We start from the raw sequence: 24,389 nt of genomic DNA on the forward strand, positions 1-24,389 counted from the left end.
AACCACCCGTGAGTACTTGTTAACCGCCGGTGGTTAATAAGTACTCACGGGTGCGTCAGCGCACTATGTTGACCATCTTGCCGGGAACGACGATCACCTTGCGGGGATCCTGGCCGTCGAGGAGCGCCACGATCTTGTCGTCGGCCAGCGCGATCTTCTCGATCTCCTCGCGCGGGGCGTCGGCGGCGACGGTCACGCGGCTGCGGACCTTGCCGTTGACCTGGATCGGGTACTCGACGGTGTCTTCCACCAGCCACTTCTCCTCGGCCACCGGGAACGGTCCGTGGGCCAGGGACTTCTCGTGCCCGAGCCGCGACCACAACTCCTCCGCGAGGTGCGGGGCCAGCGGTGCCAGCATCAGCACAAGCGGCTCCACCACCGAGCGGGGGGCACCGCCGGGGTACGCCTTGGTGAGGTGGTTGGTGTACTCGATCAGCTTGGCTGCCGCCGTGTTGTCGCGCAGCGCCGTGTAGTCCTCGCTCACACCGGCGATCGCCTTGTTCAGCGCGCGCAGCGTGTCCTCCGTCGGGGCGTCGTCGGTGACGCGCACTGCACCGGACTCCTCGTCGACGACCACACGCCACGCACGCTGCAGGAAGCGCTGCGCACCGACGACGTCCTTGGTCGCCCACGGGCGGGACGTGTCCAGCGGACCCATCGACATCTCGTACACGCGGAGCGTGTCGGCGCCGTACTCCTCGCAGATCTCGTCCGGCGACACGGAGTTCTTGAGGCTCTTGCCCATCTTCCCGTACTCGCGGTTGACCTCGATGCCCTGGTGGAAGAACTTGCCGTCCTTCTCCTCCACCTCGTCCGCGGGTACGTACACGCCGCGCGCATCGGTGTACGCGTACGCCTGGATGTAGCCCTGGTTGTACAGGCGGCGGTACGGCTCGCTCGAGGTGACGTAGCCGAGGTCGAACAGCACCTTGTGCCAGAACCGCGAGTACAGCAGGTGCAGCACCGCATGCTCGACACCGCCGACGTACAGGTCGACGCCGCCGGGATCGTTGGGTCCGTGGAGCTCCGGGCGCGGACCCGTCCAGTACCGCTCGTTCTCCTTGTCGCAGAACACGTCCGGGTTGGTGGGATCGATGTACCGCAGCTGGTACCAGGAGCTGCCGGCCCACTGCGGCATCACGTTGGTGTCGCGGCGGTACGTCTGCAGTCCGTCACCGAGGTCGAGTTCGACGTTGACCCAGTCGACGGCCTTGGCCAGCGGGGGAGAGGGCTCCGAGGACGCGTCGTCCGGATCGAACGACACGGGTGCGTAGTCCTCGACCTCCGGGAGCTCCACCGGCAGAGACGATTCCGGCAGGGCGTGCGCGTTGCCCTCGGCGTCGTACACGATCGGGAACGGCTCGCCCCAGTACCGCTGGCGGGCGAACAGCCAGTCGCGCAGTTTGTACTGGATGGTGCCCTTGCCGGTGCCGTCCGCTTCCAGACGGTCGGTGATCGCCTTCTTGGCGTCGGCGACGCTCATCCCGTTCAGGAAATCGGAGTTCACTATCGTGCCGTCGCCGGTGTACGCGTCCTTGGTGAGGTCGCCGCCGGAGATCACCTCGACGATGTCGAGACCGAACTCGGTCGCGAACTCGTAGTCGCGGTGGTCGTGACCCGGGACAGCCATGATGGCGCCCGTGCCGTAGCCGGTGAGGACGTAGTCGGCGATGAACACCGGCAGCTCGAGCCCGTTCACCGGGTTCACGGCGTAGGTGCCGAGGAAGACACCCGTCTTCTCCTTGTACTCCTGACGCTCGAGATCCGACTTCGACGCGATCGACTTCCGGTACGCCGCAACCGCTTCGGCGGGAGTCGCGGCACCGCCGGTCCAGCGCGAATCGACGCCCTCGGGCCACTGGGCCGCGACGATGTCGTCCACCAGTTCGTGTTCCGGCGCCAGCGTCACGTACGTCGCGCCGAACAGCGTGTCCGGACGCGTCGTGAACACCTCGATCTCATGACCGTCCGCCTGGAACTTCACCTGCGCACCGTGCGAGCGCCCGATCCAGTTGCGCTGCATGGTCTTGACCTTCTCGGGCCAGTCCAGGTACTCCAGGTCGTCCACCAGACGGTCCGAGTACGCGGTGATGCGCATCATCCACTGCTGCAGGTGCTTACGGAACACGGGGAAGTTGCCGCGGTCGCTGCGACCGTCCGCGGTGACCTCTTCGTTCGCCAGCACCGTGCCCAGACCGGGGCACCAGTTGACCATCGAATCGGAGTGGTAGACGAGGCGGTAGGAGTCGAGGACGGCCTCCTTCTCGGACACGGACAGCGACGCCCAGTCCCGTCCGTCCTCCAGCGACCGCACGCCCGACACGAACTCGGCCTCGAGCTCCGAGATCCGCCGGGCCTTGCCCGCCTCCTTGTCGAACCACGCGTCGTGGATCTGCAGGAAGATCCACTGCGTCCAGTGGTAGAAGTCGGTGTCGGTGGTCGCGAATGTGCGGCGTTCGTCGTGGCCGAGCCCGAGGCGGCGCAGCTGCCGCTTCATGTTGACGATGTTGGCCTCGGTGGTGGTCCGCGGGTGCGTACCCGTCTGCACCGCGTACTGCTCGGCAGGCAGACCGAACGCGTCGTAGCCGAGGGTGTGCAGCACGTTGTGGCCCTGCATGCGGTGATAGCGGGCGAACACGTCGGTGGCGATGTAGCCGAGCGGGTGACCCACGTGCAGACCCGTCCCCGACGGGTACGGGAACATGTCCTGCACGAACAACTTGTCCGCGGGAACGTCGCCGGCGAGGGGACCGACCGGGTTGGGCGCGTTGAACGTGCCCTCCTCGCTCCACCGGTCCTGCCAGCGCTGCTCGATCTGGCCGGCGAGCTCCGCGGTGTAGCGGTGCTGCGGGGTCGCGTCGGACGGGTTGGCGGGCTGCACGTGCTCGGTCACTGTGGTCGCTATCTACTTGGCTGACATTCTGAATTAGGGGGATACCGTCAACCAGGGTAGAGCCTCACCCCACCCGGGCTCACCTGCGCGTCCGGGTCCGCCGTATCCTGGTCTCGTGTTGATTGCCTCCGCCGTGCTGTTCGTGCTCGCCGTCGCTGTCTCCGGTGTCGCCGTTGCAGGCCTCGCCGAGCGCCTCCCGCGCAACCGGTGGGCGGGCGTCCGCACCCCCGAGACGATGCGCGACGATCAGACGTTTGCGCTGGCCAACAAGGTCGCAGGGCCCACCCTGCTCGCCGCGGCCGGGCTCCTCGTCATCGGCGGAATCGCCGCAATCCTGATCGGCGGAGTCTTCGGAATCGGTGCCGTCCTCGTCAGCGTCGTGGCCGCCGCTCTCACCGCGGCGACGGGCGGATCACTCGGTGCCCGTGCCGCCGCGGCGGTGCCCGCCGCCGACACCGGCGGGTGCGGCAGTTCCTGCGGTGCGTGCTCGCTGAAGGGCGCCTGCCAGCCGTCCTGACCGGCTGCCGACGGCCCGTCCATTGAAGTCCTCGCGCGTCGTCGACCCCGCAGGCGCAGTGTTCGGTCTCCTGCTGCCGGTCGTCGCCGCCCTGTTCGGGGTGATCCTGACGAAGGTCTGGGAACCGCGGCTTCCGGTGGAGATCGCCACCCACTGGACCACCACCTCGCCCGACGGCTTCTCCACCCCGATGTCCAGTGCCTGGACCTTTGCCCTGGTGGCAGTCCTGTTCGGTGGCGGATGTGCCGCGATCGCCGCACTGGCCCAGGCGATGCTGATGATGCGCCGCACGATGCTCGTCGTCGGACTGTCCGTGGTCGGCCTGATCCTGACCGTGCAGGTGGTGCTGCTCTACGTCCAACTCGACGTCACCGACGTCTCGAGTACCGAACTTCCGTTGTGGTCGCTCGGCGTCGGCGTCGTGATCGGCGCGATTGTCGGCCTGCTCGGCGCCGCCCTGCTGCGCGACTACCGGCCCCGGGTGTCCGCCACCAGTCCTCCCGACCCCCGGTTGTCGCGCGCCGACGACCCGGCGACGGTCGCGGACACGGTCGGTTTCGGCACCGTCGGCTCGCTGGTGCTGCTCCTGCTGCTCGGTGTCGCGCCCGCTGTCGCCGTCTGCCTGCTCGTCGACGGGTGGTGGCCGCTCGCGGTGTTCTTTCCCGTCGGGCTGCTGATCGTGAGCCTGCTCCGCTTTCGGGTGATCGTCGATCCGTCCGGCATCCGGGTGGTGAACATGGGCATGACCGCCCTGCAGTACGGCATCGACGAGATCGAGGGCGCCCGCGTCGACGTGATCAAGCCGTTCGACGACTTCGGCGGCTGGGGACTCAAGGTGAAGGGCCGACGGAACTACGGCGTCGTGACGAGGACCGGTCCCGCCGTGATCGTCACGACCGCGTGCGGCGACCGGCTGACCGTCACCAGCGCACGGGCCGAAGAGCTGGCCGGTGCGCTCAACACGTTCGCCGACAGGCGGCTCCGCCACCCGTGAGTGGCCCGGGAGTGCAGGGACTCGCTAACCACTCACGGGCGGGAGGCCTGGTGCACCGCGTCGAGCACGCGGTCGAGGTAGCCGAGGGCGGCCCGGACCGCGGCGTCCTCGTCGCGGGCGGCGATCGCGTCGATGACGGCGCGATGGTCGTCGGTGGTCAGCGACGGGGGGTGGACGCCTTCGGTGAAGTCGTAGGTGGCGCGGGTGGGTTCGAGGATCCCGGCGAACAGGTCGGACAGCACCGGATTGTGCGCGGCCTCCACGACCCCGAGGTGGAACGCGAGGTCGGCGTCCGCGAATCGGGACGGCTGATCCGTCGTTCGCTGCCGCTCGTCCAGTAGCGCGGACAGGGACCGCAGGTCGTCGTCGGTGCGGCGACCGCACGCGAGCCGGACGGCCTCCGTCTCGAGCGCCCGCCGGACCTCGAAGACGTTCAGCATCTCGGCGACCGCGACCTGCCGCCCGAGCAGCCCGCCGATGTCGGTGCGGGCCCGCACGAACGTCCCGGACCCGCGCCGGATCTCGAGGATGCCCGTCGACGTCAGGGTCTTGATGGCCTCGCGCACGGTGTTGCGCCCGACCCCGAGCAGCGTCATCAGCTCGGGTTCCGTCGGGATGCGCTCGCCCACCGTCCAGTCGCCCTGGGCGATCTGGCCACGCATCCAGTCCAGGGACTGCTGATACGCGGATTCGCGCCGAACCACTGTCATGTACTCATCCTCACACCTCGCCGGCTCGCGACTCATGACCGGCCCGCCTAAACTACGTAGGACGTCCCATGTATTCGGACAGCCCGAGGAGGCGACCCCACACGTCCACGTCAACCGCTCATGCCGACACCGTCCCGACCTCCACCGCCCGCACCACCAGCCGCCACTTCCATGGCCTGAACTACCTCCTCGTCGTGCTGCTTCTCGGCGCCAACATCCCCACGGCGCTGTACTCGCTCTACCGCCACGAGTTCGGATTCACTCCGCTGGTCCAGACGCTGATATTCGCCGTCTACGTCGCCGGACTGCTTCCCTCGCTGCTGTTCTTCGGCCCGCTGTCCGACGCACTCGGACGCCGTTTCGTGTTGCTGGCCGCCATCTCCTTCAGCCTGCTGGGCGCCGTGGTCCTCGCGTTCGCCGACTCGACCATCTGGCTGTTCTTCGGCCGAATCGCCCAGGGCATCGCCGTCGGTGCGTGTTCGGCCGCCGGGTCCGCCGCCCTCATCGAGCACGAACCGGCCCGGAACCTCCGCCGCGCAGGTCTCGCCGCCACCCTCACCACCGCACTCGGTGCGTCGCTGGGCCCGCTGTTCGGCGGGGCCGTCGCGCAGTATCTCCCGCACGCCCTGGTCCTGCCGTACGTGCTGTTCGCGCTGGCTCTGCTGCCCGCGCTGATCATGGTGCTGCTGCTCCCCGCACCCACCGGCGGGCAGTCCCACCCCACCCAGTTGTTCCAGGTCCCGCACGTCCCCGCACCCATCCGCCAGGTGTTCTGGCTGTCCTCCCTCGGTGTCGCACTGGCGTGGGGCGCCGTCGGCCTGTTCCAGTCGGTGGTCCCGACGTGGATCATCGGCCTGCTCGGCGTGGACAACCTCGTGGTCGCCGGCGGTGCCGCCGCACTGGTCATGATCTGCTCGGTGACAGCGCAACTCGTGGCCAACCGGCTCGGAACCGTGCTCTGCCGAACCCTGGGCATCGGTGCCGTCGGTGCAGGCATGATCGGGTTGCTCGTCGTCGACTTCGTGCCGTCCCTCGCCCTGCTGTGCGTCGTGACCGTCATCGTCGGTGTGGGGCACGGACTCTCGTTCGCCGGAGCGATGCGCGCGGTGGGTGCCGCCGCCGCGGAGCACGCCCCCGACGCCCAGGGCGGGACGCTCGCCGCGTTCTTCACCGTCGGCTACGTCGGTCTCGCCGTGCCGTCCATCTGCGCGGGCATCGCCATCACCGTCCAGGGCATGCACGTCGCCATCATCGAACTCGCGATCATCGGCGCCGTCCTGTGCGGCGTCCTCGCGGTGCTGAGCGTCCGCACGAAGGGTCGTGACCACGCCGTTCTACCCTTGACGGCTTGAAATTTCTCAGCCGGTTCCACCTCGACGAGTTCGTCCTCGGCATCGTCGCCGTGGCGATCCTGGGGAGTGTTTTCCCGTGTCGGGGACCGGTCAGACCGTGCTCGAGTGGGCCACCCGGATCGCGATCGGCGTCCTGTTCCTGCTGTACGGCGCGCGGCTGTCGCCGCAGGAGGCGCTGAAGGGACTGAAGCACTGGCGGCTGCATTCCGTCGTGTTCGCCGCGACGTTCGTGCTCTTCCCGCTGATCCAGAAGTATTCGAGGCGCAGCCGCGAGGAGTCGGCCAGTACTGTGGCATGAGAGATGTGAAATGCCGATGCCCGAGCCACTTCGTCACTGCGAGTTCCGCTTCTACGAGGAGCTGAACGACTTTCTGCCGCCGGTACGGCGCAAGCACACGTTCGAGCACGAATTCGACGGCACCCCGTCGGTGAAGGACCGGATCGAGGCGCTGGGCGTCCCGCACACCGAGGTGGATCTGATCCTCGTCGACGAAGTGTCGGTCGATTTCGCGCACCTGCTGCGCGGCGGCGAACGGGTCGCCGTGTACCCGATGTTCGAACGACTCGAGCTGACCGGAGTCACGAAACTGCGTCCCCGACCGCTGCGCGACCCGACGTTCGTGCTCGACGTGCATCTCGGCCGACTCGCTCGCTACCTCCGCCTGCTGGGATTCGACACCCGCTACCGCAACGACTTCGCCGACCCGGAACTGGTGGACATCTCCCTGTCCGAGCATCGCATCGTCCTGACCCGGGACACCGGCCTACTCAAGAGGTCGGCGCTCACCCACGGCGCGTTCCTGCACGAAACGGACCCACGCAGGCAGTTGCGGGAAGTGCTGGACCGCTTCGACCTTCGGTCGCGAATCTCACCGTTCACGCGGTGCGCGCGGTGCAACGGCCTTCTCGCGCCCGTTCCCCGTGCCGAGGCGCTCGCCGAGGCACCACCGGGCGTCGCGGGCAACGAACACGAGTTCAGTCGGTGCCGGGACTGTGCGCAGCTGTACTGGCCGGGCAGCCATCTTCCGAAGCTGCGCCGACGCCTGTCGGAGGTCGGGGTGACGCTCGAGGTGGATTCTCAGGATGCGTGACGCAGCTGCTCGGCGAACTCCGCCGAGCACACGCAGTCGCCGAATTCGTCGCAGTCGATGATCAGTGCGTGCCGGACCTCGGACAACTCGACGCACGACTCGTCCGTGCACTCTGCTCCGTAGAGCGCGTGCACGATCAGTGTTCCGTGACAGGTGTCGATCACGTGTGCTGTCCTCCTCACTTCGTTCCCCACCTCTGTTGATACCACCCGTCCCCGACAGTCCAGGGACGTGCGCGGGGTGTGTCGGCTAGTTGCGCTCGACGTCGATCGGGTGAGTGGCGAGCAGGGCGAGGGGGAGCGGCTGCCGGCGCAGCACCTGCGCCCACACGTCGACCCGGGCGGGAGCGACCACGTCCGACGCGAGCGCCGAGATCACGATCCAGTCGTCGCGCTGGAGTTCGGAGTCGAGCTGGCCGTACGTCCAGCCGGAGTAGCCGGCGAAGATCCGGACACCCTCCACCAGCGGGGCGATGACCTCGGGGTCGGAGTCGAGATCCACCATCACCACGCGGCCGTGGACCCGGCGCAGACCCGCGACACCGTCGGCCTGCGCACCGGTGCGCAGTGTCGCCAGGCACAGTGCGGCGTCCCGTTTGACGGGGCCGCCGACGTACAGCGCGGAGGGGCGCGCGGCGAGCGGCGCCCACTGTGGCAGCACGTCGTGCACCGCGGTTTCGCTGGGACGGTTGATGACCACGCCGAGGCTGCCGGCGTCGTTGTGCTCGATCACATAGATCACGGTGCGACGGAATGCGGGTTCGACGAGATCTGTGGACGAGACCAACAGGCTGCCGGGCCGGACCACCGGTTCCGTCGACGCCGTTCGATCTTCGGGTTCTTCTGCGTGCGCCACCTGAACATCATCCCACCGCGGCGGACGCGATGTGACGGAGGACGCGACGTGCGTCCGGTTCGCCGCTTTACGCCGCGGGCAGCCCCGCCGTCTCGGCCAGAACCGCGAGGTGGTGCTCGAACAGTGCCCCCGGTGTGGTGAACGTGTCGGCGCCGTACTGCCCGAACACCTCGAAGTTGACCGCCCCGAACAGCGCCGACCAGACCAGCACGCCGCGGGCGAGCAGAGGGTCGGGGGTGGTGAGTCCGAGTTCGGCGCGGATGCGGTCGAGGTCTGCCGCGAGCTCGTCGTCGATGGGCGCCGCCGCGGCCGCCTCGAGCCTGCCCGCCCGGAACGCGGTGTCGAAGATTCCGACGAGTGCGTAGATCACCCGCGTCCCCGGAGTCGTGGTCTGCTCGCCGGGCGCCTGGTAGCCGGGAACCGGGCTGCCGAACAGCAATCCGTAGCGGGCGGGCTCACGCAGCGCCCACTCGCGCACCGCCCGGCCGAGTGCCAGGAACTGTTCCCGCGGTTCGGCGGCGGACGCGACGGCTGCCTCCGCGGCGTCGCCGAGTTCGTTGTATCCGTCGACGACGAGCAGCGTCAGCAGTTCGTCGCGGCTCTTGACGTACCGGTAGACGGCGGAGGACACGACGCCGAGGTCCCGCGCGACGGCCCGCAGCGACAGGGCCGCGGCGCCGACCGCGGCCAGCTGTTCGCGTCCGATCCTCGTGATGTCCTGCAACGTCTGTTCGCGGGCGCGCTCCCGTGGTGTTCCTGGCATGGGGTCCAGACTGGCAATTTCAGAGAGCGGTGTCAACAAAGGAGAGCAGTGCTCTTGACAATGAGGTCGAGGGGGAGCATTCTCGAATCAGACAGAGAGCAGTGCTCTCGAATCGTCGAAATCGACTCACACAGCAGGAGCGGACATGTCGAACATCGAGATCGTCACCGGAGCAGGACCCGTCGGCTGGACCGTCGCCCTGCAGCTCGCCGAGCAAGGGCGCCAGGTGCGGGTCCTCACGCGGTCGGGCAGCGGCCCGGACCATCCCCTGATCGAGCGGCGGAAGGTCGACGTCTCCGACGCCGACGCACTGCGTGAGGCATTCGACGGAGCAGTCGCCGTCTACCACTGCATCCACGCCGCCTACAGCGCGGACGCGTGGGAGCGCGAACTCCCCGCCGCCGAGCAGACCGTGCTCGAGGCCGCAGGCCGCGTCGGCGCCGTCGTAGTGTTCCCCGAGAGCCTCTACTCCTACGACACGTCGCACCAGCCGATGACCGAGCACACGCCGCGGTCGGCCGACTCCGGCAAACGCGGCATCCGGACCCGGTTGCTGAAGGCCCGCGCCGAGTCCTCGACCCCCACCGTGAGCGTCGTCGCGTCCGACTTCTTCGGACCGCAGGTGCTGAACGCGCACGCCGGCGAGCGCATGGTGCCCGTCGTCCTCGCGGGCAAGACGATGCGCGTCCTCGGTTCCGCCGACCTGCCCCACTCGTTCACGTACGTTCCCGACTTCGCGGCCGCGATGATCGTCGCCGCCCACGACCCCGCCCTGTGGAACTCGGTGCTGCACGTACCGACGGTCCCGGCCGTCACCCAGCGGCAGATGGTCGAGGCCTATGCGAAGGCCGCCGGGGTTCCCGCCCCGAAGGTGAGCACCCTGCCCGGCTGGGTGATCCGCGGCGGCGGGCTCGTGCACCAGGGGAGCCGCGAACTGGCCGAAATGCTGTACCAGTTCGAGGAGCCGTTCGTGATGGACTCGTCCGAGAGCGAGGCCCGGCTCGGGCTGACCCCGACCCCGCTGGACCGTGCCGCCGAGGAGACCGTCCGGTGGTGGCAGGACAGGTCGGTCGCGGCCGCCGGATAGGGTCCTGTGAATGGCGAAACAGCTCGGCAACCGGCGCGAGGCGTGGCGCAGAACGGCGTACACCCTCCGGCGGTCGCCCGGGCTGGCCCGCCTCGCGACGGTGCGATTCGCCAGTCAGCTGGGCGACGGCATGTTCCAGACGGCACTCGGCGGCGCGATTCTGTTCAACCCGGAGCGCGCAACGGATCCCGTCACGATCGCCGCCGGTTTCGCGGTACTGCTGCTCCCGTACTCGGTGATCGGACCGTACGCGGGCGCGCTCCTCGACCGCTGGGACCGCCGCGCCGTGCTGCTGTGGGCGAATGTTCTGCGCGGACTGCTGATTCTGCTGACCGCCGTGTTGCTGGAGACCGGGACCGGTGAGTCCGCGCTGCTCCTCCTCGCCCTCGCCGCCATCGGCGTGAGCCGGTTCGTTCTCGCGGGAGTCTCGGCGGCGCTGCCGCGAGTGGTGCACCGGTCCTGGCTCGTGGCCACCAATTCGGTGCTCGCCACCGCCGGCTCCGTCGTCGCCGCACTCGGAGCCGCGACGTCCGTCGCCATCATCTCCCTCGTGGGCGCCGGCGACCGCGGCTCGGGAATCGCCGTCGCGGCAGCCGCCTGCGGTTCCGCGGTGGCCGCGTTCGCGGCGTCGCGCTTCCACCATCGGCTGCTCGGCCCGCACGCCGACGAGAAACCCGAATACGGGGCGGTCCGCGCCGTCGCGGCCGGACTGCGCAACGGGGCGGTCGCCGTGTGGCAGTCACCGGGCGTCACGACGGCGATGATCGGAATAGGCACGCACCGGATCGTTTTCGGTGTCAACACGCTGATCATGGTTCTGGTGCTCCGCGACACCGCCACCGTCAGCGCCCTGCCCGGAGGTCTGGCCGGTTTCGGTGTCGCGGTCGGCGCCACCGCCGCGGGCATGCTGCTGGCGGCGATCTCGACGCCGTTCCTGATTCCGCGAGTCGGACGGTCCCGCACCATCGTCGGCGGCCTGATCCTCGCCCTCGTCGTGCAGTGCACGCTCGTCGCGACGCTCACGCAGGCGTCGCTGCTGTGCGGTGCGCTCCTACTCGGATTCGCCGGGCAGTCCATCAAACTCACCGGTGACGCGGCAATGCAGATCGAGATCGAGGACGACCGCCGCGGACAGGTGTTCGCCCTGCAGGACACGGTGTTCAACGTGGCCTTCATCGCGTCGATCGCCGTAGCCTCCCTCGTGATCGCCCCCGACGGCCGGTCACTCGGGCTGGTGCTGGCGGGTGGTGCGGTCTACGGACTCGGACTGCTCGGCGTCCTGTTCAACTCCCGACGCGAACCCGCCTGACAACCGAGCTATTTCGACCCCGGCATCGGCACGTTCTGCAGCCGCACCTGACCGCGGGCCACCTCCTTGCCGGTGTCGGTCGCGGTGATCACCACCGACCACAACTGCTGCACCCGACCCTGCTGGATGGGCACCGCGACCACGTCGACCCGTCCCTCGGTGCGGGCCCGCAGGAAGTCGGTTCCGTTGTGCACACCCACCGCGAACTCACCACGGTCGGCGACGGCAGTGCTCGCACCGATGCTCGCGGCCGATTCGACCGCCGTCGTGTAGACGCCGCCGTGCACGACTCCCCACGGTGTGTGGTGGTCGGCGGACAGGTCGATGTGGCCGACGACCTTGGTCCCCGACACCTCGTCGAGTTCCAGGCCGGCAGCGGCGACGAAGGCGCTCGCCGCCTCCCGGGTCAGATCGGTCATGATGCGTTCTCCTCGTCGAACACTCGGTTAGTTTGAAATCCCAACCCACTGTGCCCGGCTTCGGCACCGACGTCAATGGTCCGGTAGTACCGGTTCCACCTACGCCCGATGAAATTCACCTGTGCGACAGTGAGACCGCACTGTGACCGGACGGGCCGGGCTCGTGCGCCGAGGATGCCGTCGCCGGGTGTTATCTTCAACCCGAACGTGCAGGTCGGTCCACCGTTACTCCGACCACCGATCTGGAGGGGTCCCGTGGTCGAGAAGTCATGGTCTGTGGCCGGAGTGCCGCTGTGCGTCGCGGCCGTCGTGGCCGCGACGATCGGCTTCACCGCCGCCCCCGCCGCGGCCGAGACCACTCCGTGGCTGCCGGTGAATGCCTGCGGCGAGACCGGGTTCAACCCGGCAAAGGAGCCTCCGAGTCCGGGCGGCGGCCCACTGCTGCCGCCCCTTCCCCCGACCGTGAGCATCCCGATTCCGTACCCCGACTTCGTGCCGGTGCCGGTCCCCGGACCGACCGCCGACCAGACGCGTGTCGCCCAGGACCTTCCCGCCGACCCGTGTGCGGACCCGTGCCCCGACCTCACCGATCCGGTCGACGAACCGGAGACCGAGCCCGGGTCCTCGGGTTCTGCAGGCTCTTCCGGTTCCGCGGGGTCGTCGGGTTCTGCGGGGTCGTCGGGTTCTGCGGGGTCGTCGGGCTCGAGTGCGCTGACCATCCCGAAGATCTCGATCGATCCGCGTCCCGAGACCATTCCCATCCCGGTTCCCGGCGGCCCCGGACCCGACCCGCAGCCGGCGCCTCCCGTCGAGATCAACCCCGCCGAACGTGGTTCCCTCACCGCACCCGTGGCGAAGCCGGAGGTCGGCGACGTCCGGTTGGTGTCGCAGCTGACGGGCCGCGGTTCGGAGAACCGCACGGACAAGCGCTGGCAGGTCGACGGCACCGACCTCGGCATCACCTGGGAGACGAAACCCGGTGAGGTCGCGGTCGCATTCGGCGACACGTTCGGCAAGGACTGGGCTCCGCCCGGCGCGTTCGGCGAGGACTGGCGGAGCAACGTTCTCGGCCACAGCAACGACACCGACCTGTCCGACGGCATGACCATCGACAGCATGGTCCAGGACAGCCGGTGCCATGCCGCCGAGATCATCGACAGCAGGCACATCAACAACTTCGAGACCACCACCATCCCCACGTCGGGGTTCGCGATCGGTGACCGTCAGTACCTGAGCTACATGTCGGTGAAGCGCTGGAGCATGGTCCCCGGCATGTGGTACACGAACTACGGCGGCATCGCGTACTCCGACGACAACGGGCAGACCTGGACCAAGGACCTGCACGCCAAGTGGGACAACATCTTCGGCGCCCGCTTCCAGGTGTCCGCGATGGTGCCGCAGGGCGACTACGTGTACATGTTCGGCACCCCCAACGGGCGGATCGGCACCATCGGCCTGGCCCGGGTGCCGGTCGAACAGGTCCTCAACACCACGTCGTACCAGTACTGGTCGGACGGCATTTGGACCCCCGTGTCCCAGCACCTCGCGACCCCCATCGTCGGTGGGGTGGCCAGCGAACTGTCCGTCCGCTACGACGCGACCGCGGGCACCTGGCTGATGAGCTACCTCGAGCCCGTCGGTGGCTCGATCATCCTGCGGCGGTCGTCGAGCCCGCAGGGTGTGTGGTCGGACGGCGCGACGCTCGTCGACACGGCCGACTACCCGATGGCGTACGGCGGCTTCATGCATCCGTGGTCGACGGACAAGGATCTGTATTTCACGATCTCGGAGTGGGACAGCTACAACGTCTACCTGATGCACGCGTCCCTGCACCCGTGAGTACTTATCAACCGCCCGTGGTTAACAAGTACGCACGGCATGGAGGGCGACCTCGGTGGCCTTGACGACGAAGAACACGTCCAGCCCCGGCACCAGATCGAGTTCCGCGACGGACGCCGCCGTCACATCGGCGCTGAGTTCGAACCTGCCTCCGGCTTCGGCGGCGCGCACCCGGACCGTCGGCCCACGCACCTCGATCTCCGAGATGGACACCCGGAAGACGTTGCGCGGACTGCCTTCCGGAGAGCGCCGGTGGACGGCCACCGAGTGGGGAGCGAACACCGCGACCGCCGGCGCACCCGGCACGAAATCGGCGTCGGGCAGACCGTGCAGCCGAACACCGGTCTCGGTCTCGAAGCCGTCCTGCGCCCCGAACACGGGAACGAGGTTGAGCCCGGCGATCCGCGCGGCGAACGCACTGCGGGGGCGGGTCAGCACGTCTCGCACCGAACCGAATTCGACCACCTGACCGCCCTCGACGACGATCACCCGGTCGGCCAGCGCCAGCGCGTCGAGGATGTCGTGGGTGACCACGACCGCGGTCCGGTCGCCCTCCCGCAGCACCCGTCGGAGCAGGACGCGCAGGGCGGGCGCCGCGGCCACGTCGAGGGCTGACGTGGGTTCGTCGAGCAGGAGGGCCTGGGGTTCGGCCGCGAGGGCCCGCGCCACCGCGACCCGCTGAGCCTGCCCCCCGGACAGCTCGTGCGGACGACGGTCGGCGAACTGGGTCGCATCCACTGCGTCCAGCCATTTCTCGGCGATCGCCCGCGCCTCCCGACGTCCCCGGCCGGCACTGCGCGGGGCGAATGCCACGTTGGCGGCCACCGTCAGATGCGGGAACAACAGCGCCTGCTGTGCGAGCAGCGCGATGCCGCGCCGGTGTGGGGGCACGGCGACGCCCCGGGTGGTGTCGGTGAGCACGCGACCGTTCAGTTCGACGCGTCCGAAGTCTGGGCGAACCAGGCCGGCGACCACCGAGAGTGCCGTCGACTTGCCGGCACCGTTCGGGCCGAGCACCGCCAGCACCTCGCCCTCGCCGAGGTCGAACCCCACGTCGACGCCACGCGCATCCACCCGCGCCTCGACGCTCAGGCCGGTCATACTGCAGCCCTCGACGCCCAGCCCCGCGAACCCACCACGATGAGTACCGCGACCACGACGAGCACCAGCGACAACGCCACGGCCGCATCGGCATCGGTCTCACGCTGCAGGTAGATCTCGAGCGGCAGGGTTCTCGTGACGCCCTGCAGACTGCCCGCGAACGTCAGTGTCGCCCCGAACTCGCCGAGCGCCCGCGCGAACGACAACACGGCCCCGGACACCAGCCCGGGCAGCACCAGCGGCAGCGTCACCCGCCGGAAGACGGTGGTGGGGCTCGCACCGAGCGTCGCGGCGGCGTGCTCGTACCGGCTGCCTGCGGTGCGGAGCGAACCCTCGAGGCTCACCACCAGGAACGGCAGCGCGACGAACGTCTGCGCGAGCACCACGGCCGTGGTGGTGAACGCGATGTGGATGCCCGCGACCTCGAGGTGCTGCCCGATGAGGCCCTTCCGGCCGAACGTGTACAGCAGGGCGATACCCCCGACCACCGGTGGAAGCACCAGCGGCAGGAGCACCAGCGACCGCAGCACGTGCAGTCCGCGAAAACTGCTGCGCGACAGCACGGCCGCCATCGGGACACCCAGCAGGACGCACAGCACGGTGCTCAGGGCTGCGGTCCGCAGGCTCAGTTCCAGCGCTGCGAGCGAGGATTCGGACGTGACCAGCTGGAAGAACCGCGACCAGTCGACGCTCGCGAGCATCGCGAACAGTGGCAGGACGACGAACAGTCCGCCCAGTGCCGCCGGAACGAAGATCCAGCCCGGAAGCCCGGACGGGACTCTGACGCGCGTCGGCCGGATCACGGCTGGGCGAACCCTGCCTTCGCCAGCACTGCCTGGCCGTCGGGTCCCGTGACGAGGTCGACGAAGCCCTGCGCCGCGTCCGGTGTTTTCGAAGCGGACAGCGTCGCAATGGGATAGGTGTTCACAGCCTGCGCGGCCTCGGGGAACGCCACGGCCGTCACCTTCTCACCCGCGCTCGCCGCGTCCGTGACGTACACCAGTCCGGCGTCGGCCTGGCCGGCCGTCACCTTGTTCAGCACGTCGGTGACCGACGACTCCTCGCTGACCGGGGTGAGGTCGACACCCGACGCGGTCTCGACCTTCTGCGTAGCGGAACCGCACGGAACCTGCGGGGCACACGTGACCACCAGCGTCCCCTCACGGTTCAGATCCGTGAAGGACGTGATGCCCTTGGGGTTTCCGGGTGCCGTCACGATGGTCAGCGTGTTGGCGGCGAAGTCGACGGGACTGCCCTCGACGAGTCCGGCGTCGACCACCTTCGTCATGTTGGTGGTGTCGGCGGACGCGAATACGTCGGCCGCGGCGCCCTGGTCGAGTTGAGCGGCGAGGTCGGAGGATCCGGCGAAGCTGAACTCCACGTGGGATCCGGGGTTCGCGGTCTCGTACATCTGGCCGAGTTCCGTGAACGTGCCCTTCAGCGATGCGGCGGCGAACACCGTGATGCCGCCACCCGGCGCGGACGCGGACGCCGACTCGGCCGAACCCGAGGCTCCGCTGTCGTCGTTCGAACCGCAACCGGTGAGAAGACCGAGACCGAGTGCGGCCGCAGCAGCCCCCGTCGTGGCCCGCCGCCAGGACATCCTCATGAAACTCCTCCCGGTGTTTCGACGATCACCGTGGTCGACTTGACGACGGCTACCGCGACCTTGCCGGGCTCGAGCCCGAGGTCGCGGACGGCTTCGCTGCTCATCAGGGAGACGACGCGGAAAGGCCCGCACTGCATCTCGACCTGGGCCATCACCTTGTCCATCACCACCGCGGTCACGATGCCGGTGAATCGGTTACGCGCCGAGGAGTCCGATCCGAGCAGATCGGGCGACTTCGAGGCGTTGGCGCGCGCGAACTCGGCGAGCGCGGGGCCGTCGACGACCTTGCGGCCCGACTCGTCCTTCTCCGCCGCGAGACTGCCGTTGTCGATCCACCGCCGGACCGTGTCGTCGCTGACGCCGAGCAGTTCTGCTGCCTGTCGTATCCGGATACCCGTCATCCGAGAATTGTCCGCGCATGCGTCATGACCGACATCCTATGTCGGCAAATACGGACTGATCAAGTGCGCCTCTCCGCAGATGCGGATCAGTACACGTCGCGCACGTAGCGCTTATCGGTCGCGAGCTGCTTCATGTACAGCTCGGTGTCCTCTTCGTCCAGGCGCCCATGCGTGCGGACGACCTCACGGACCGTCTCGTCGACGTCCTTCGCCATGCGGCTGGCGTCGCCGCAGACGTACAGGGACGCACCCTCCTGCATCCAGCCCCACAGCTTGGCGCCGTGCTCGCGAATGCGGTCCTGCACATAGATCTTCTGCCGCTGGTCCCGGGAGAACGCCGCATCGAGGTGGGTGAGAAATCCGTCGCGGTGCATAGCTTCCATCTCCTCGCGGTAGTAGAAGTCGGTAGCCTCGTGCTGCTCACCGAAGAACATCCAGTTCTTGCCCGTGTGACCCAATTCCCGGCGTTCGTGCAGGAATCCGCGGAACGGAGCGATGCCGGTGCCGGGACCGACCATGATCATCGGTGCATCGGCCGCCTGCGGGGGACGAAAGTGCGCCGACTTCTGCACGAAGATCGGCACGTCGGCCTCGTCGCAGTGATCGGCGAGGAACGTCGAGCAGACCCCGGAGCGGTTCTTGCCCTCGTGGTTGTAGCGCACCGCGGAGACGGTCAGCTGCACCTCACCCGGATCGACCTTGGGGCTCGACGAGATCGAGTACAACCGCGGCTGCAGGCGCTTGAGAACGCTCAGCCACTCGTCGGCGTCGGCGTCGACCCCGTACTCCGCCAGCACGTCCATCGACTGCCGCCCCCACAGCCACTGCTGGAGCGCGATCTTGTTCTGCGGGCGCAGCAGCCGCGCCAGCTCGGTGTCCTGGGTGCGGCTCTGCACGAACCGCAGCAGCTCGGGGGTCACCTTCGTGATCTCGAGCTTCGTGCGCAGCGCCTCGCGCAGCGTCATCTCCGGCAGGTCCGGCAACGTCACGGGCGTGTCCGGGATCGACCGGGTGACCTTCAGCCACTCGTCGACGACGGCGTCGCTGTTGGTCGGCCAGACACCGAGAGCGTCGCCCGCCTCGTAGGTGAACTCCGGATCGCTCACTTCGAAACCGAACTGCCGCACGTCCTTCGACGATCCGGTCGCGCTGAGCGGAATGTTCTTCGTCAGCCGCGTGATCAACGGCGTCTTCCGCGTGAACGTCGCCGCCTTCTTCGCCGCGGGCCGGGCAGGCGCGGGTGCGGACGCCACCACGGTCGCACCGTCGGCCGCCGCACGCTCCCGGACCAGCTTCTGGACCTGGGTCAGCCACTGACGTGCCTGCTCCTCGTAGTCGGGTTCGCAGTCGACCCGCTCGGTGAGACGCTTCGCCTCCAGCTGCTCCAGCCGGGCGTCGATCCGCTTGCCGTGCCCGCAGAAGTCGTCGTAGTTGGAATCGCCGAAAGCCAGCACAGCGTACCGGGTCTGCGACAGCTTCGGGGCCTCGTCGCTGCTGAGCGCGGACCAGAAGTTGCTGCCGTTGTCGGGGGCGTCGCCGTCCCCGAACGTGCTGGTGATGATCAGGAGGTCGCGGACGTCGGCGAGGCCCGCGACGTCGTAGTCGTCCATGCTCATCAGGCGGGTGCCGTGCCCGGCCGCTTCGAGTTGTTCGGCACATTCGGCGGCGAACTCCTCGGCGTTGCCGGTCTGCGACGCCCACACCACCACCACGGGGTGCTGTACCGATTCAGTGTTCGCGTCCGGCACCACGACGCTCTGCGGAACGTCGGAACGGGAGAACAGCCCCGCCATCAGACCGTCCAGCCACACTCGCTTGGACCCGGAGATCGGTGCGCTTCGCGGAAGGACCGGAACGCCCTGGATCTCGGTGGACTGCAGCCCCGACAGCAGCCCGGCGAGGTACATGCGTTCGTGTTCGTCGAAGGTGGGGGAGGCGGAGTCGTCCAGGCCCAGGATGCGACTCATCTCCGCGGCGGGCGAACCCTGCGCGAGCGTGAGCGCCCCGCCGGATTCCGGGGCCTCCGGCGTCGACACCGGGGCCACCCGGGTCAGGGAGACGGCGCACGCCTTGAACTCCGGCTGGAAGGACGTGGGATCGACGGCGTCGTTGGTGACGGCGTTGATGCTGAGGTACTCGCCGAAGGAATCGTTCCAGTGGAACGGGGCGAAACACCCGCCGGCGAGGACGCGGTCGCTGACGACGGCGGGAAGGACCGCGCGACCGCGCCGGGACGCCACCTCCACCTTGTCGCCGTCGGCGATCGAAAGCTTCTGCGCATCAGCGGGATTGATCTCGACGAACGGGCCGGAGTTCAGCTTGTTGAGCTTGGCCACCTTGCCCGTCTTCGTCATCGTGTGCCACTGGTGCTGCAGGCGACCGGTGTTGAGGACGAAGGGGTAGTCGTCGTCGGGCATCTCGGCGGGCAGCATGTGCGGGCGTGGGAAGAACGCGGCCTTGCCGCTCGCGGTGGCGAACGCCAGGCGGGGGAGTGAACCGTCGGGAGCCGACAGCAGGTTCTGGCTCACGCCGTCGTTGACGTAGCGGAGGGGGTTGCGATCGGTGCGGTTGCCGGGCGGGCTCGGCCACTGCACCGGTGTCTCCCGCAGGCGGTCGTAGGTGATGCCGCGAAGGTCGTAGCCGGTCTTGGGATTCCAGGTGCGCTTGATCTCCTCGAACACGTCCTCCGAGGAGTCGTAGGTGAACGCGTCCGCGTATCCCATCTCGCAGGCGACGCGGGCGATGATCTGCCAGTCGGGCAGTGCCTGACCCACCGGGTCGACGGCCTGCTGCAACAGGGTGAGGTTGCGCTCGGAGTTGATCATCACCGAATCCGACTCCGCCCACAGCGCACCGGGCAGCAGGATGTCGGCGTAACCGTTGGTCTCGGTGTCGAGGAAGACGTCCTGCGTGATCACGAGCTCGGCGGCCTCGAGACCCTCGATCACCGTCCGCCGGTTCGCCACGGTGGCAACGGGATTGGTGCAGATGATCCAGCAGGCCTTGATGTCACCCGCCACCATCCGCTCGAACATGTCGACGGTTCCGGTGCCGACCTCCGTGCGGATACTGCCCTCCGGCAGCTCCCACAGATCCTCGATGAACGCCCGGTCGTCGGCGGCGAGCACCGACCGCTGCCCCGGCAGGCCGGGACCCATGTACCCCATCTCGCGGCCACCCATCGCGTTGGGCTGACCGGTAAGGGAGAACGGGCCGCTGCCCGGACGGCAGATCGCACCGGTGGCCAGGTGCAGGTTGCAGATCGCGTTGGTGTTCCACGTGCCGTGGGTGCTCTGGTTGAGCCCCATCGTCCAGCAGCTCATCCAGTTCTCGGCCTCACCGATCCACTGGGCGGCCTGACGGATGTCGGATTCGGGGATGCCGGTGATCTCCGCGACCTTCTCGGGGGTGTACTCCTCGAGGAACTCCGACATCACCTCCCAGCCCTCGGTGAACTCGGCGATGAACTCGGGATCGGTGTGCCCGTTCGTCACGAGCAGGTGCAGCAGGCCGTTGAGCAGTGCGAGGTCGGTGCCCGGCGCGATCTGCATGAACAGGTTCGACTTGTCGGCCGTCGCGTTGCGGCGCGGGTCGACCACGATCAGCTTGGCGCCGGCCTTGACGCGGTCCATCATCCGCAGGAACAGGATGGGGTGACAATCCGCCATGTTGGCGCCGATCACGAAGAACACGTCGGCCTTGTCGAAGTCCTGGTACGACCCGGGCGGGCCGTCCGCACCCAGCGACTGCTTGTAACCGGTGCCCGCACTGGCCATGCACAGCCGCGAGTTGGACTCGATCTGGTTGGTGCCGACGAAGCCTTTCGCGAGCTTGGTGATCAGGTACTGCGCCTCGATGGACATCTGACCGGAGACGTAGAAGGACAGGGCGTCCGGTCCGTGTTCGTCGAGTTGTTCCTTCAACCGGCGCGCGGTCTCGCTGATCGCGGCGCCGACGTCGATCGAGGTGGGTGCCTCCCCGCGCTCGTCGCGGACGTACCCGGTCTCCATCCGGCCACCGGCCACCAGCATCTCGGCGCTCGTCGCACCCTTGGTGCACAGCCGCCCGAAGTTGGTGGGATGGTCCTTGTCGCCGGACGCCTTGAGCACGCGGCGCGCACTGGTCTCGGGATCGATCCCGACCTCGAGCACCATGCCGCAGCCGACACCGCAGTACGAGCAGGCGGTCTTCACTGTGGAAGTCCCGGCTTTCTGCTGCTGCATCGACTAGCTCCTCACCTGCACGGTCGCAGCCTGTCCACCCGGCTCACGACCTGTATCAATGCTGCCGTGAACCGTGTTTCGTCGGGATTAACCCCCGTGAGCGTTCGGTGACGTCTCTCGCACCCGGGCCCGAGCACGGTGGTGATGTCGAGGCAGAATCGACCAGGTCATGTGACCGTCGTCACTTCAGGTGAGTGGCCGCCCGAAAGCGGAGTAAGGAGAACCGAGCGGATCGACGCTCGGTCAGCCCTGCTGCGTGGCCCACCACGACAGCAGTTCGGCCTCGGCCTCGTCGCGACTGAGGGGGCCGCGATCGAGCCGGAGCTCCTTGAGGTACTTCCACGCCTTCCCGACGTCGGGGCCCGCCGGAATGCCGAGCAACTCCATGATCGCGTTGCCGTCGAGGTCGGGGCGCACCCGCGCGAGGTCTTCCTGCTCGGCGAGCCGGGCGATCCGCTCCTCGATGTCGTCGTATGTCGCCTGCAGGGCGGCCGCCCGCCGCTTGTTGCGGGTGGTGCAATCGGCGCGGACCAGCTTGTGCAGCCGCGGCAACAGCGGGCCGGCATCGGTCACATACCGGCGCACGGCGGAATCGGTCCACTGACCCTTGCCATAACCGTGGAACCGCAGGTGGAGGAACACCAGCTGCGACACGTCGTCGACCATCTGCTTCGAATACTTCAGCGCCCGCATCCGCTTGCGGACCATCTTCGCGCCGACCACCTCGTGGTGGTGGAAGCTCACACCACCGCCCGGCTCGTTGCGCTTCGTGTCCGGTTTACCGATGTCGTGCAGCAGCGCCGCCCACCGCAACACCAGGTCGGGGTCGCCGTCCTCGAGGTCGACGGCCTGCTTCAGCACGGTCAGCGAGTGCCAGTACACGTCCTTGTGCTGGTGGTGCTCGTCGATCTCGAGCTTCATCTGCGGCACCTCGGGCAGCACGAAATCGGCGAGACCTGTCTCGCACATCACGTTCATGCCGTCGATCGGGAATTCGCCGAGAATCAGCTTGTCGAGTTCGGCCCGCACGCGTTCGGCCGTGATCCGCTCGATCTGCGGCGCCATGTCGACGATGGCCTGATGCACGCGCTCGTGCAGCGTGAACCCCAGCTGAGACACGAACCGGGCGGCCCGCAACATGCGCAGCGGGTCGTCGTTGAAGGAGTTCTCCGGCGCCGACGGCGTGTCCAGCACTCCGGCCAGCAGGGCGTTCATGCCGCCCAGGGGGTCGACGAAGTCCTGCGATCCGTCCGCACCGATCCGCACGGCCATCGCGTTGACCGTGAAATCGCGCCGAACCAGATCGTCCTCGAGCTTCGTCCCGAACTGGACGACCGGATTGCGCGACACCCGGTCGTAGGCGTCGGCGCGATACGTCGTGATCTCGATCTGCTGGCCCGCCTTGGCGGCGCTGATCGTCCCGAACTCGATGCCCGTGTCCCACTGGTTGTCGGCCCAGCCGGACAGCAGCTTCTGCACCCGCTCCGGGTGAGCGTCGGTGGTGAAGTCGAGGTCGGTGCCGAGGCGGCCCAGGATCGCGTCCCGGACACTGCCCCCCACCAGGTACAACTCGTGACCGGCGGCAGCGAACCTCTCACCGAGCGGCGTCAGGACTTCGGACAGCTCGCGCAGCGTCACCGCGGCGCCGGCAAGCAGTCGCGTACGGCGCTCGTCGTCGAGAGAAGGGGCAGTCACGTCCAGGAAGCTTACCGAGGTGCGCAAATAGCGAGATACGCATACACGCTGTCACCTCGCCGTTCGGTTCACCACAGGTGTGTCACGAAGCGTCTCGGTTCGGGTGCGGCGTTCCGGTGGAGACGGCAAAGCCAACTACTATCGATGGGGTGTCTGCTGCCGAACGTGCGAACAGGAGTCGCCGCAACTCGCGGCGGCGCGGCGCCGTCGGCAAACCCGCGAAACCCCACATGAGGACGGTTCGCGAAACCTCGGCGGGCGGGCTCGTCGTCAACGGTCTCGGCGGACCGCGGGAGAATCTGTGCGCCGCGCTGATCGGACGCACCGACCGACGCGGGCGGCTGCTGTGGTCGCTGCCCAAGGGACACATCGAGCAGGGCGAGACCGCCGAACAGACCGCGATGCGTGAGGTCGAGGAAGAGACCGGCATCCAGGGCACCGTCCTCGCGTCGCTCGGCAGCATCGACTACTGGTTCGTCACCGAGGGCCGACGGGTCCACAAGACCGTCCACCACTATCTGCTGAGATGCCTCGGTGGGGAACTGTCGGACGAAGACGTGGAAGTCACCGAGGTAGCGTGGGTGCCGCTCGCCGAGCTGGGATCACGCCTGGCCTACGCAGACGAACGGAAACTCGCAGAAATCGCCGGTGACTTGATCTCCAAGATGACTACCACCCCGACCGCCCCCGACCTGAAGCTCCAGAAGGGGCCAGACGCCGGATGAGGATGGCTTTGCGTCGGGTCGGTGCCGTGACGTTGACCGCACTCGCGGTCGTTCTGGCTCCCACCAGCACCGTGGTGGCGGCGGCCCAGGACCCGGTGCCGCCCGAGAGCGCCGGGACCCAGACGGTCGACGAGGACCCCGAGTTCCTCGAACTGCACATCGACAACGTCACGCCGTCCACGGTCACCACCACCAGCGACCCGTTCGTCACCGTCACGGGCTCGGTGAAGAACGTCGGCGACCGCACGGTCCGCGACGTCAGCGTGCGGTTGCAGCGCGCCCCCGCCGTCGCGAGCAGCGAGGGCCTCCGTACGTCTCTGACCCTCGATCAGTCGCGGTACGACACGGTCGGCATGTTCGACACGGTCGCGGGCCGCCTCGACGAGGGGCAGAGCAAGCAGTTCACGCTGTCGCTGCCGCTGCGGTCCGACACCGACATCTCCCTCGACATCACCGAACCCGGCGTGTATCCGCTGATGGTGAACGTGAACGGCACCCCCGAGTACGGCGGGGCGGCGCGTCTCGACGACGCCCGTTTCCTGCTTCCCGTGTTCGGGGTCCCCGGCACGCCGGCCGTGCCCCCGGACATCTCCAGTCCCGTCGCGGTCACCATGCTGTGGCCGCTCGCGGACCGGCCCCGGCTCGCGGCGGGGGTGCCCGGCTCCGTCACCGAACCGGTCCGTCTCGTCGACGACGACCTCGCGACGTCGCTCGCGGACGGCGGCCGCCTCGACGAACTGCTGGGCGCGGTGGAGTTCGCCACCCGGGAGAGCGTCGACCGCGACCACACGCTCCGGGACAGTATG

The 24,389-nt window shown here is 68.3% G+C and carries 20 protein-coding genes and 2 pseudogenes; 10 read left to right on the forward strand and 12 right to left on the reverse strand.

Annotation, left to right across the window (positions count from 1 at the left end; genetic code table 11):
- Window positions 1-55 precede the first annotated feature (55 nt).
- Window positions 56-2,893, reverse strand: a complete 2,838-nt coding sequence (leuS, locus tag QM693_RS11060; protein ID WP_283352348.1) for a leucine--tRNA ligase — start codon at window positions 2,891-2,893, stop codon at window positions 56-58.
- A gap of 115 nt (window positions 2,894-3,008) precedes the next feature.
- Here leuS and QM693_RS11065 point away from each other — a divergent pair, with 115 nt between their 5' ends.
- Together QM693_RS11065 and QM693_RS11070 are read left to right on the forward strand one after the other, a co-directional pair.
- Window positions 3,009-3,410, forward strand: a complete 402-nt coding sequence (locus QM693_RS11065; RefSeq protein WP_280783036.1) for an SdpI family protein — start codon at window positions 3,009-3,011, stop codon at window positions 3,408-3,410.
- A 22-nt stretch (window positions 3,411-3,432) separates the two neighbouring features.
- Window positions 3,433-4,404 (forward strand): DUF1648 domain-containing protein, encoded by a 972-nt coding sequence (locus QM693_RS11070; RefSeq protein WP_283352349.1) that lies wholly within the window; start codon window positions 3,433-3,435, stop codon window positions 4,402-4,404.
- A gap of 32 nt (window positions 4,405-4,436) precedes the next feature.
- Here QM693_RS11070 and QM693_RS11075 read toward each other — a convergent pair whose 3' ends face one another.
- A complete protein-coding gene (locus QM693_RS11075; protein WP_283352350.1) occupies window positions 4,437-5,114 on the reverse strand; it encodes a FadR/GntR family transcriptional regulator in 678 nt (225 codons plus the stop codon).
- A gap of 68 nt (window positions 5,115-5,182) precedes the next feature.
- Between QM693_RS11075 and QM693_RS11080 the strand changes: the two genes are divergently transcribed.
- From QM693_RS11080 to QM693_RS11090, 3 genes and pseudogenes are all read left to right on the forward strand, one after another.
- On the forward strand, window positions 5,183-6,466 hold the full coding sequence (locus tag QM693_RS11080) for an MFS transporter (RefSeq protein ID WP_283352351.1): 1,284 nt from the start codon (window positions 5,183-5,185) through the stop codon (window positions 6,464-6,466).
- Window positions 6,463-6,713 (forward strand): annotated as a pseudogene (locus QM693_RS11085) (bile acid:sodium symporter); the annotation flags it as partial. The gene QM693_RS11080 and the pseudogene QM693_RS11085, both read left to right, overlap by 4 nt.
- Window positions 6,714-6,774: 61 nt before the next feature.
- Window positions 6,775-7,557, forward strand: a complete 783-nt coding sequence (locus QM693_RS11090) for a Mut7-C RNAse domain-containing protein (RefSeq protein WP_280783040.1) — start codon at window positions 6,775-6,777, stop codon at window positions 7,555-7,557.
- Here QM693_RS11090 and QM693_RS11095 read toward each other — a convergent pair.
- The 3 genes from QM693_RS11095 to QM693_RS11105 all read right to left on the reverse strand — a co-directional run bounded on the left by QM693_RS11095 (window position 7,545) and on the right by QM693_RS11105 (window position 9,175).
- A complete protein-coding gene (locus QM693_RS11095; RefSeq protein ID WP_174233816.1) occupies window positions 7,545-7,721 on the reverse strand; it encodes a hypothetical protein in 177 nt (58 codons plus the stop codon). The two genes, QM693_RS11090 and QM693_RS11095, sit on opposite strands and share 13 nt — an antisense overlap.
- A gap of 85 nt (window positions 7,722-7,806) precedes the next feature.
- Entirely contained in the window at window positions 7,807-8,412 is a 606-nt protein-coding gene (locus QM693_RS11100; RefSeq protein ID WP_009476712.1) for a YqgE/AlgH family protein, read from the reverse strand.
- A gap of 67 nt (window positions 8,413-8,479) precedes the next feature.
- On the reverse strand, window positions 8,480-9,175 hold the full coding sequence (locus QM693_RS11105) for a TetR/AcrR family transcriptional regulator (protein WP_283352352.1): 696 nt from the start codon (window positions 9,173-9,175) through the stop codon (window positions 8,480-8,482).
- A 145-nt stretch (window positions 9,176-9,320) separates the two neighbouring features.
- Between QM693_RS11105 and QM693_RS11110 the strand changes: the two genes are divergently transcribed.
- Both QM693_RS11110 and QM693_RS11115 read left to right on the forward strand, forming a co-directional pair.
- A complete protein-coding gene (locus tag QM693_RS11110) occupies window positions 9,321-10,262 on the forward strand; it encodes an NAD-dependent epimerase/dehydratase family protein (protein ID WP_283352353.1) in 942 nt (313 codons plus the stop codon).
- Between the two features lie 10 nt (window positions 10,263-10,272).
- Window positions 10,273-11,571, forward strand: a complete 1,299-nt coding sequence (locus QM693_RS11115; RefSeq protein WP_280783044.1) for an MFS transporter — start codon at window positions 10,273-10,275, stop codon at window positions 11,569-11,571.
- 8 nt (window positions 11,572-11,579) lie between these two features.
- On the opposite strand, the gene QM693_RS11120 is transcribed toward QM693_RS11115, so the two are convergent.
- Window positions 11,580-11,990, reverse strand: coding sequence for a PaaI family thioesterase (locus QM693_RS11120; protein ID WP_009476716.1), 411 nt, complete (start codon window positions 11,988-11,990; stop codon window positions 11,580-11,582).
- 276 nt (window positions 11,991-12,266) lie between these two features.
- On the opposite strand from QM693_RS11120, the gene QM693_RS11125 reads away from it, so the two are divergent.
- Complete coding sequence (locus QM693_RS11125) at window positions 12,267-13,829, forward strand: glycoside hydrolase family 183 protein (protein ID WP_283352366.1); 1,563 nt, start codon at window positions 12,267-12,269, stop codon at window positions 13,827-13,829.
- Between the two features lie 21 nt (window positions 13,830-13,850).
- Here the strand turns inward: QM693_RS11125 and QM693_RS11130 are convergent, their stop codons facing one another.
- The 6 genes from QM693_RS11130 to QM693_RS11155 form a co-directional block, all read right to left on the reverse strand.
- On the reverse strand, window positions 13,851-14,930 hold the full coding sequence (locus tag QM693_RS11130) for a sulfate/molybdate ABC transporter ATP-binding protein (RefSeq protein ID WP_283352354.1): 1,080 nt from the start codon (window positions 14,928-14,930) through the stop codon (window positions 13,851-13,853).
- On the reverse strand, window positions 14,927-15,733 hold the full coding sequence (locus tag QM693_RS11135) for an ABC transporter permease (RefSeq protein WP_283334679.1): 807 nt from the start codon (window positions 15,731-15,733) through the stop codon (window positions 14,927-14,929). The genes QM693_RS11130 and QM693_RS11135 overlap by 4 nt, the downstream gene beginning before the upstream one ends.
- Complete coding sequence (modA, locus tag QM693_RS11140) at window positions 15,730-16,539, reverse strand: molybdate ABC transporter substrate-binding protein (protein WP_283352355.1); 810 nt, start codon at window positions 16,537-16,539, stop codon at window positions 15,730-15,732. Before modA ends, QM693_RS11135 begins: the two co-directional genes overlap by 4 nt.
- On the reverse strand, window positions 16,536-16,940 hold the full coding sequence (locus tag QM693_RS11145; protein ID WP_280783047.1) for a TOBE domain-containing protein: 405 nt from the start codon (window positions 16,938-16,940) through the stop codon (window positions 16,536-16,538). The genes modA and QM693_RS11145 overlap by 4 nt, the downstream gene beginning before the upstream one ends.
- A gap of 86 nt (window positions 16,941-17,026) precedes the next feature.
- Complete coding sequence (locus tag QM693_RS11150; protein ID WP_283352356.1) at window positions 17,027-21,163, reverse strand: bifunctional nitrate reductase/sulfite reductase flavoprotein subunit alpha; 4,137 nt, start codon at window positions 21,161-21,163, stop codon at window positions 17,027-17,029.
- Window positions 21,164-21,406: 243 nt separating this feature from the next.
- Window positions 21,407-22,858 (reverse strand): CCA tRNA nucleotidyltransferase, encoded by a 1,452-nt coding sequence (locus QM693_RS11155; protein ID WP_011596241.1) that lies wholly within the window; start codon window positions 22,856-22,858, stop codon window positions 21,407-21,409.
- A gap of 149 nt (window positions 22,859-23,007) precedes the next feature.
- Between QM693_RS11155 and QM693_RS11160 the strand changes: the two genes are divergently transcribed.
- Window positions 23,008-23,583, forward strand: coding sequence for an NUDIX hydrolase (locus QM693_RS11160; protein ID WP_005572816.1), 576 nt, complete (start codon window positions 23,008-23,010; stop codon window positions 23,581-23,583).
- A 2-nt stretch (window positions 23,584-23,585) separates the two neighbouring features.
- Window positions 23,586-24,389: pseudogene (locus QM693_RS11165) on the forward strand (DUF6049 family protein); the annotation flags it as partial.

The sequence above is a fragment of the Rhodococcus sp. IEGM 1305 genome (assembly GCF_030058635.1).
GTDB lineage: Bacteria > Actinomycetota > Actinomycetes > Mycobacteriales > Mycobacteriaceae > Rhodococcus_F > Rhodococcus_F opacus_D.

Coding starts and splice junctions, on each gene's coding strand:
- QM693_RS11075 (WP_283352350.1), bottom strand. CDS start 5,114: ATGACAGTGGTTCGGCGCGAATCCGCGTATCAGCAGTCCCTGGACTGG.
- QM693_RS11115 (WP_280783044.1), top strand. CDS start 10,273: ATGGCGAAACAGCTCGGCAACCGGCGCGAGGCGTGGCGCAGAACGGCG.
- QM693_RS11110 (WP_283352353.1), top strand. CDS start 9,321: ATGTCGAACATCGAGATCGTCACCGGAGCAGGACCCGTCGGCTGGACC.
- QM693_RS11145 (WP_280783047.1), bottom strand. CDS start 16,940: ATGACGGGTATCCGGATACGACAGGCAGCAGAACTGCTCGGCGTCAGC.
- QM693_RS11105 (WP_283352352.1), bottom strand. CDS start 9,175: ATGCCAGGAACACCACGGGAGCGCGCCCGCGAACAGACGTTGCAGGAC.
- QM693_RS11150 (WP_283352356.1), bottom strand. CDS start 21,163: ATGCAGCAGCAGAAAGCCGGGACTTCCACAGTGAAGACCGCCTGCTCG.
- QM693_RS11130 (WP_283352354.1), bottom strand. CDS start 14,930: ATGACCGGCCTGAGCGTCGAGGCGCGGGTGGATGCGCGTGGCGTCGAC.
- modA (WP_283352355.1), bottom strand. CDS start 16,539: ATGAGGATGTCCTGGCGGCGGGCCACGACGGGGGCTGCTGCGGCCGCA.
- QM693_RS11080 (WP_283352351.1), top strand. CDS start 5,183: ATGTATTCGGACAGCCCGAGGAGGCGACCCCACACGTCCACGTCAACC.
- QM693_RS11120 (WP_009476716.1), bottom strand. CDS start 11,990: ATGACCGATCTGACCCGGGAGGCGGCGAGCGCCTTCGTCGCCGCTGCC.
- QM693_RS11090 (WP_280783040.1), top strand. CDS start 6,775: ATGCCGATGCCCGAGCCACTTCGTCACTGCGAGTTCCGCTTCTACGAG.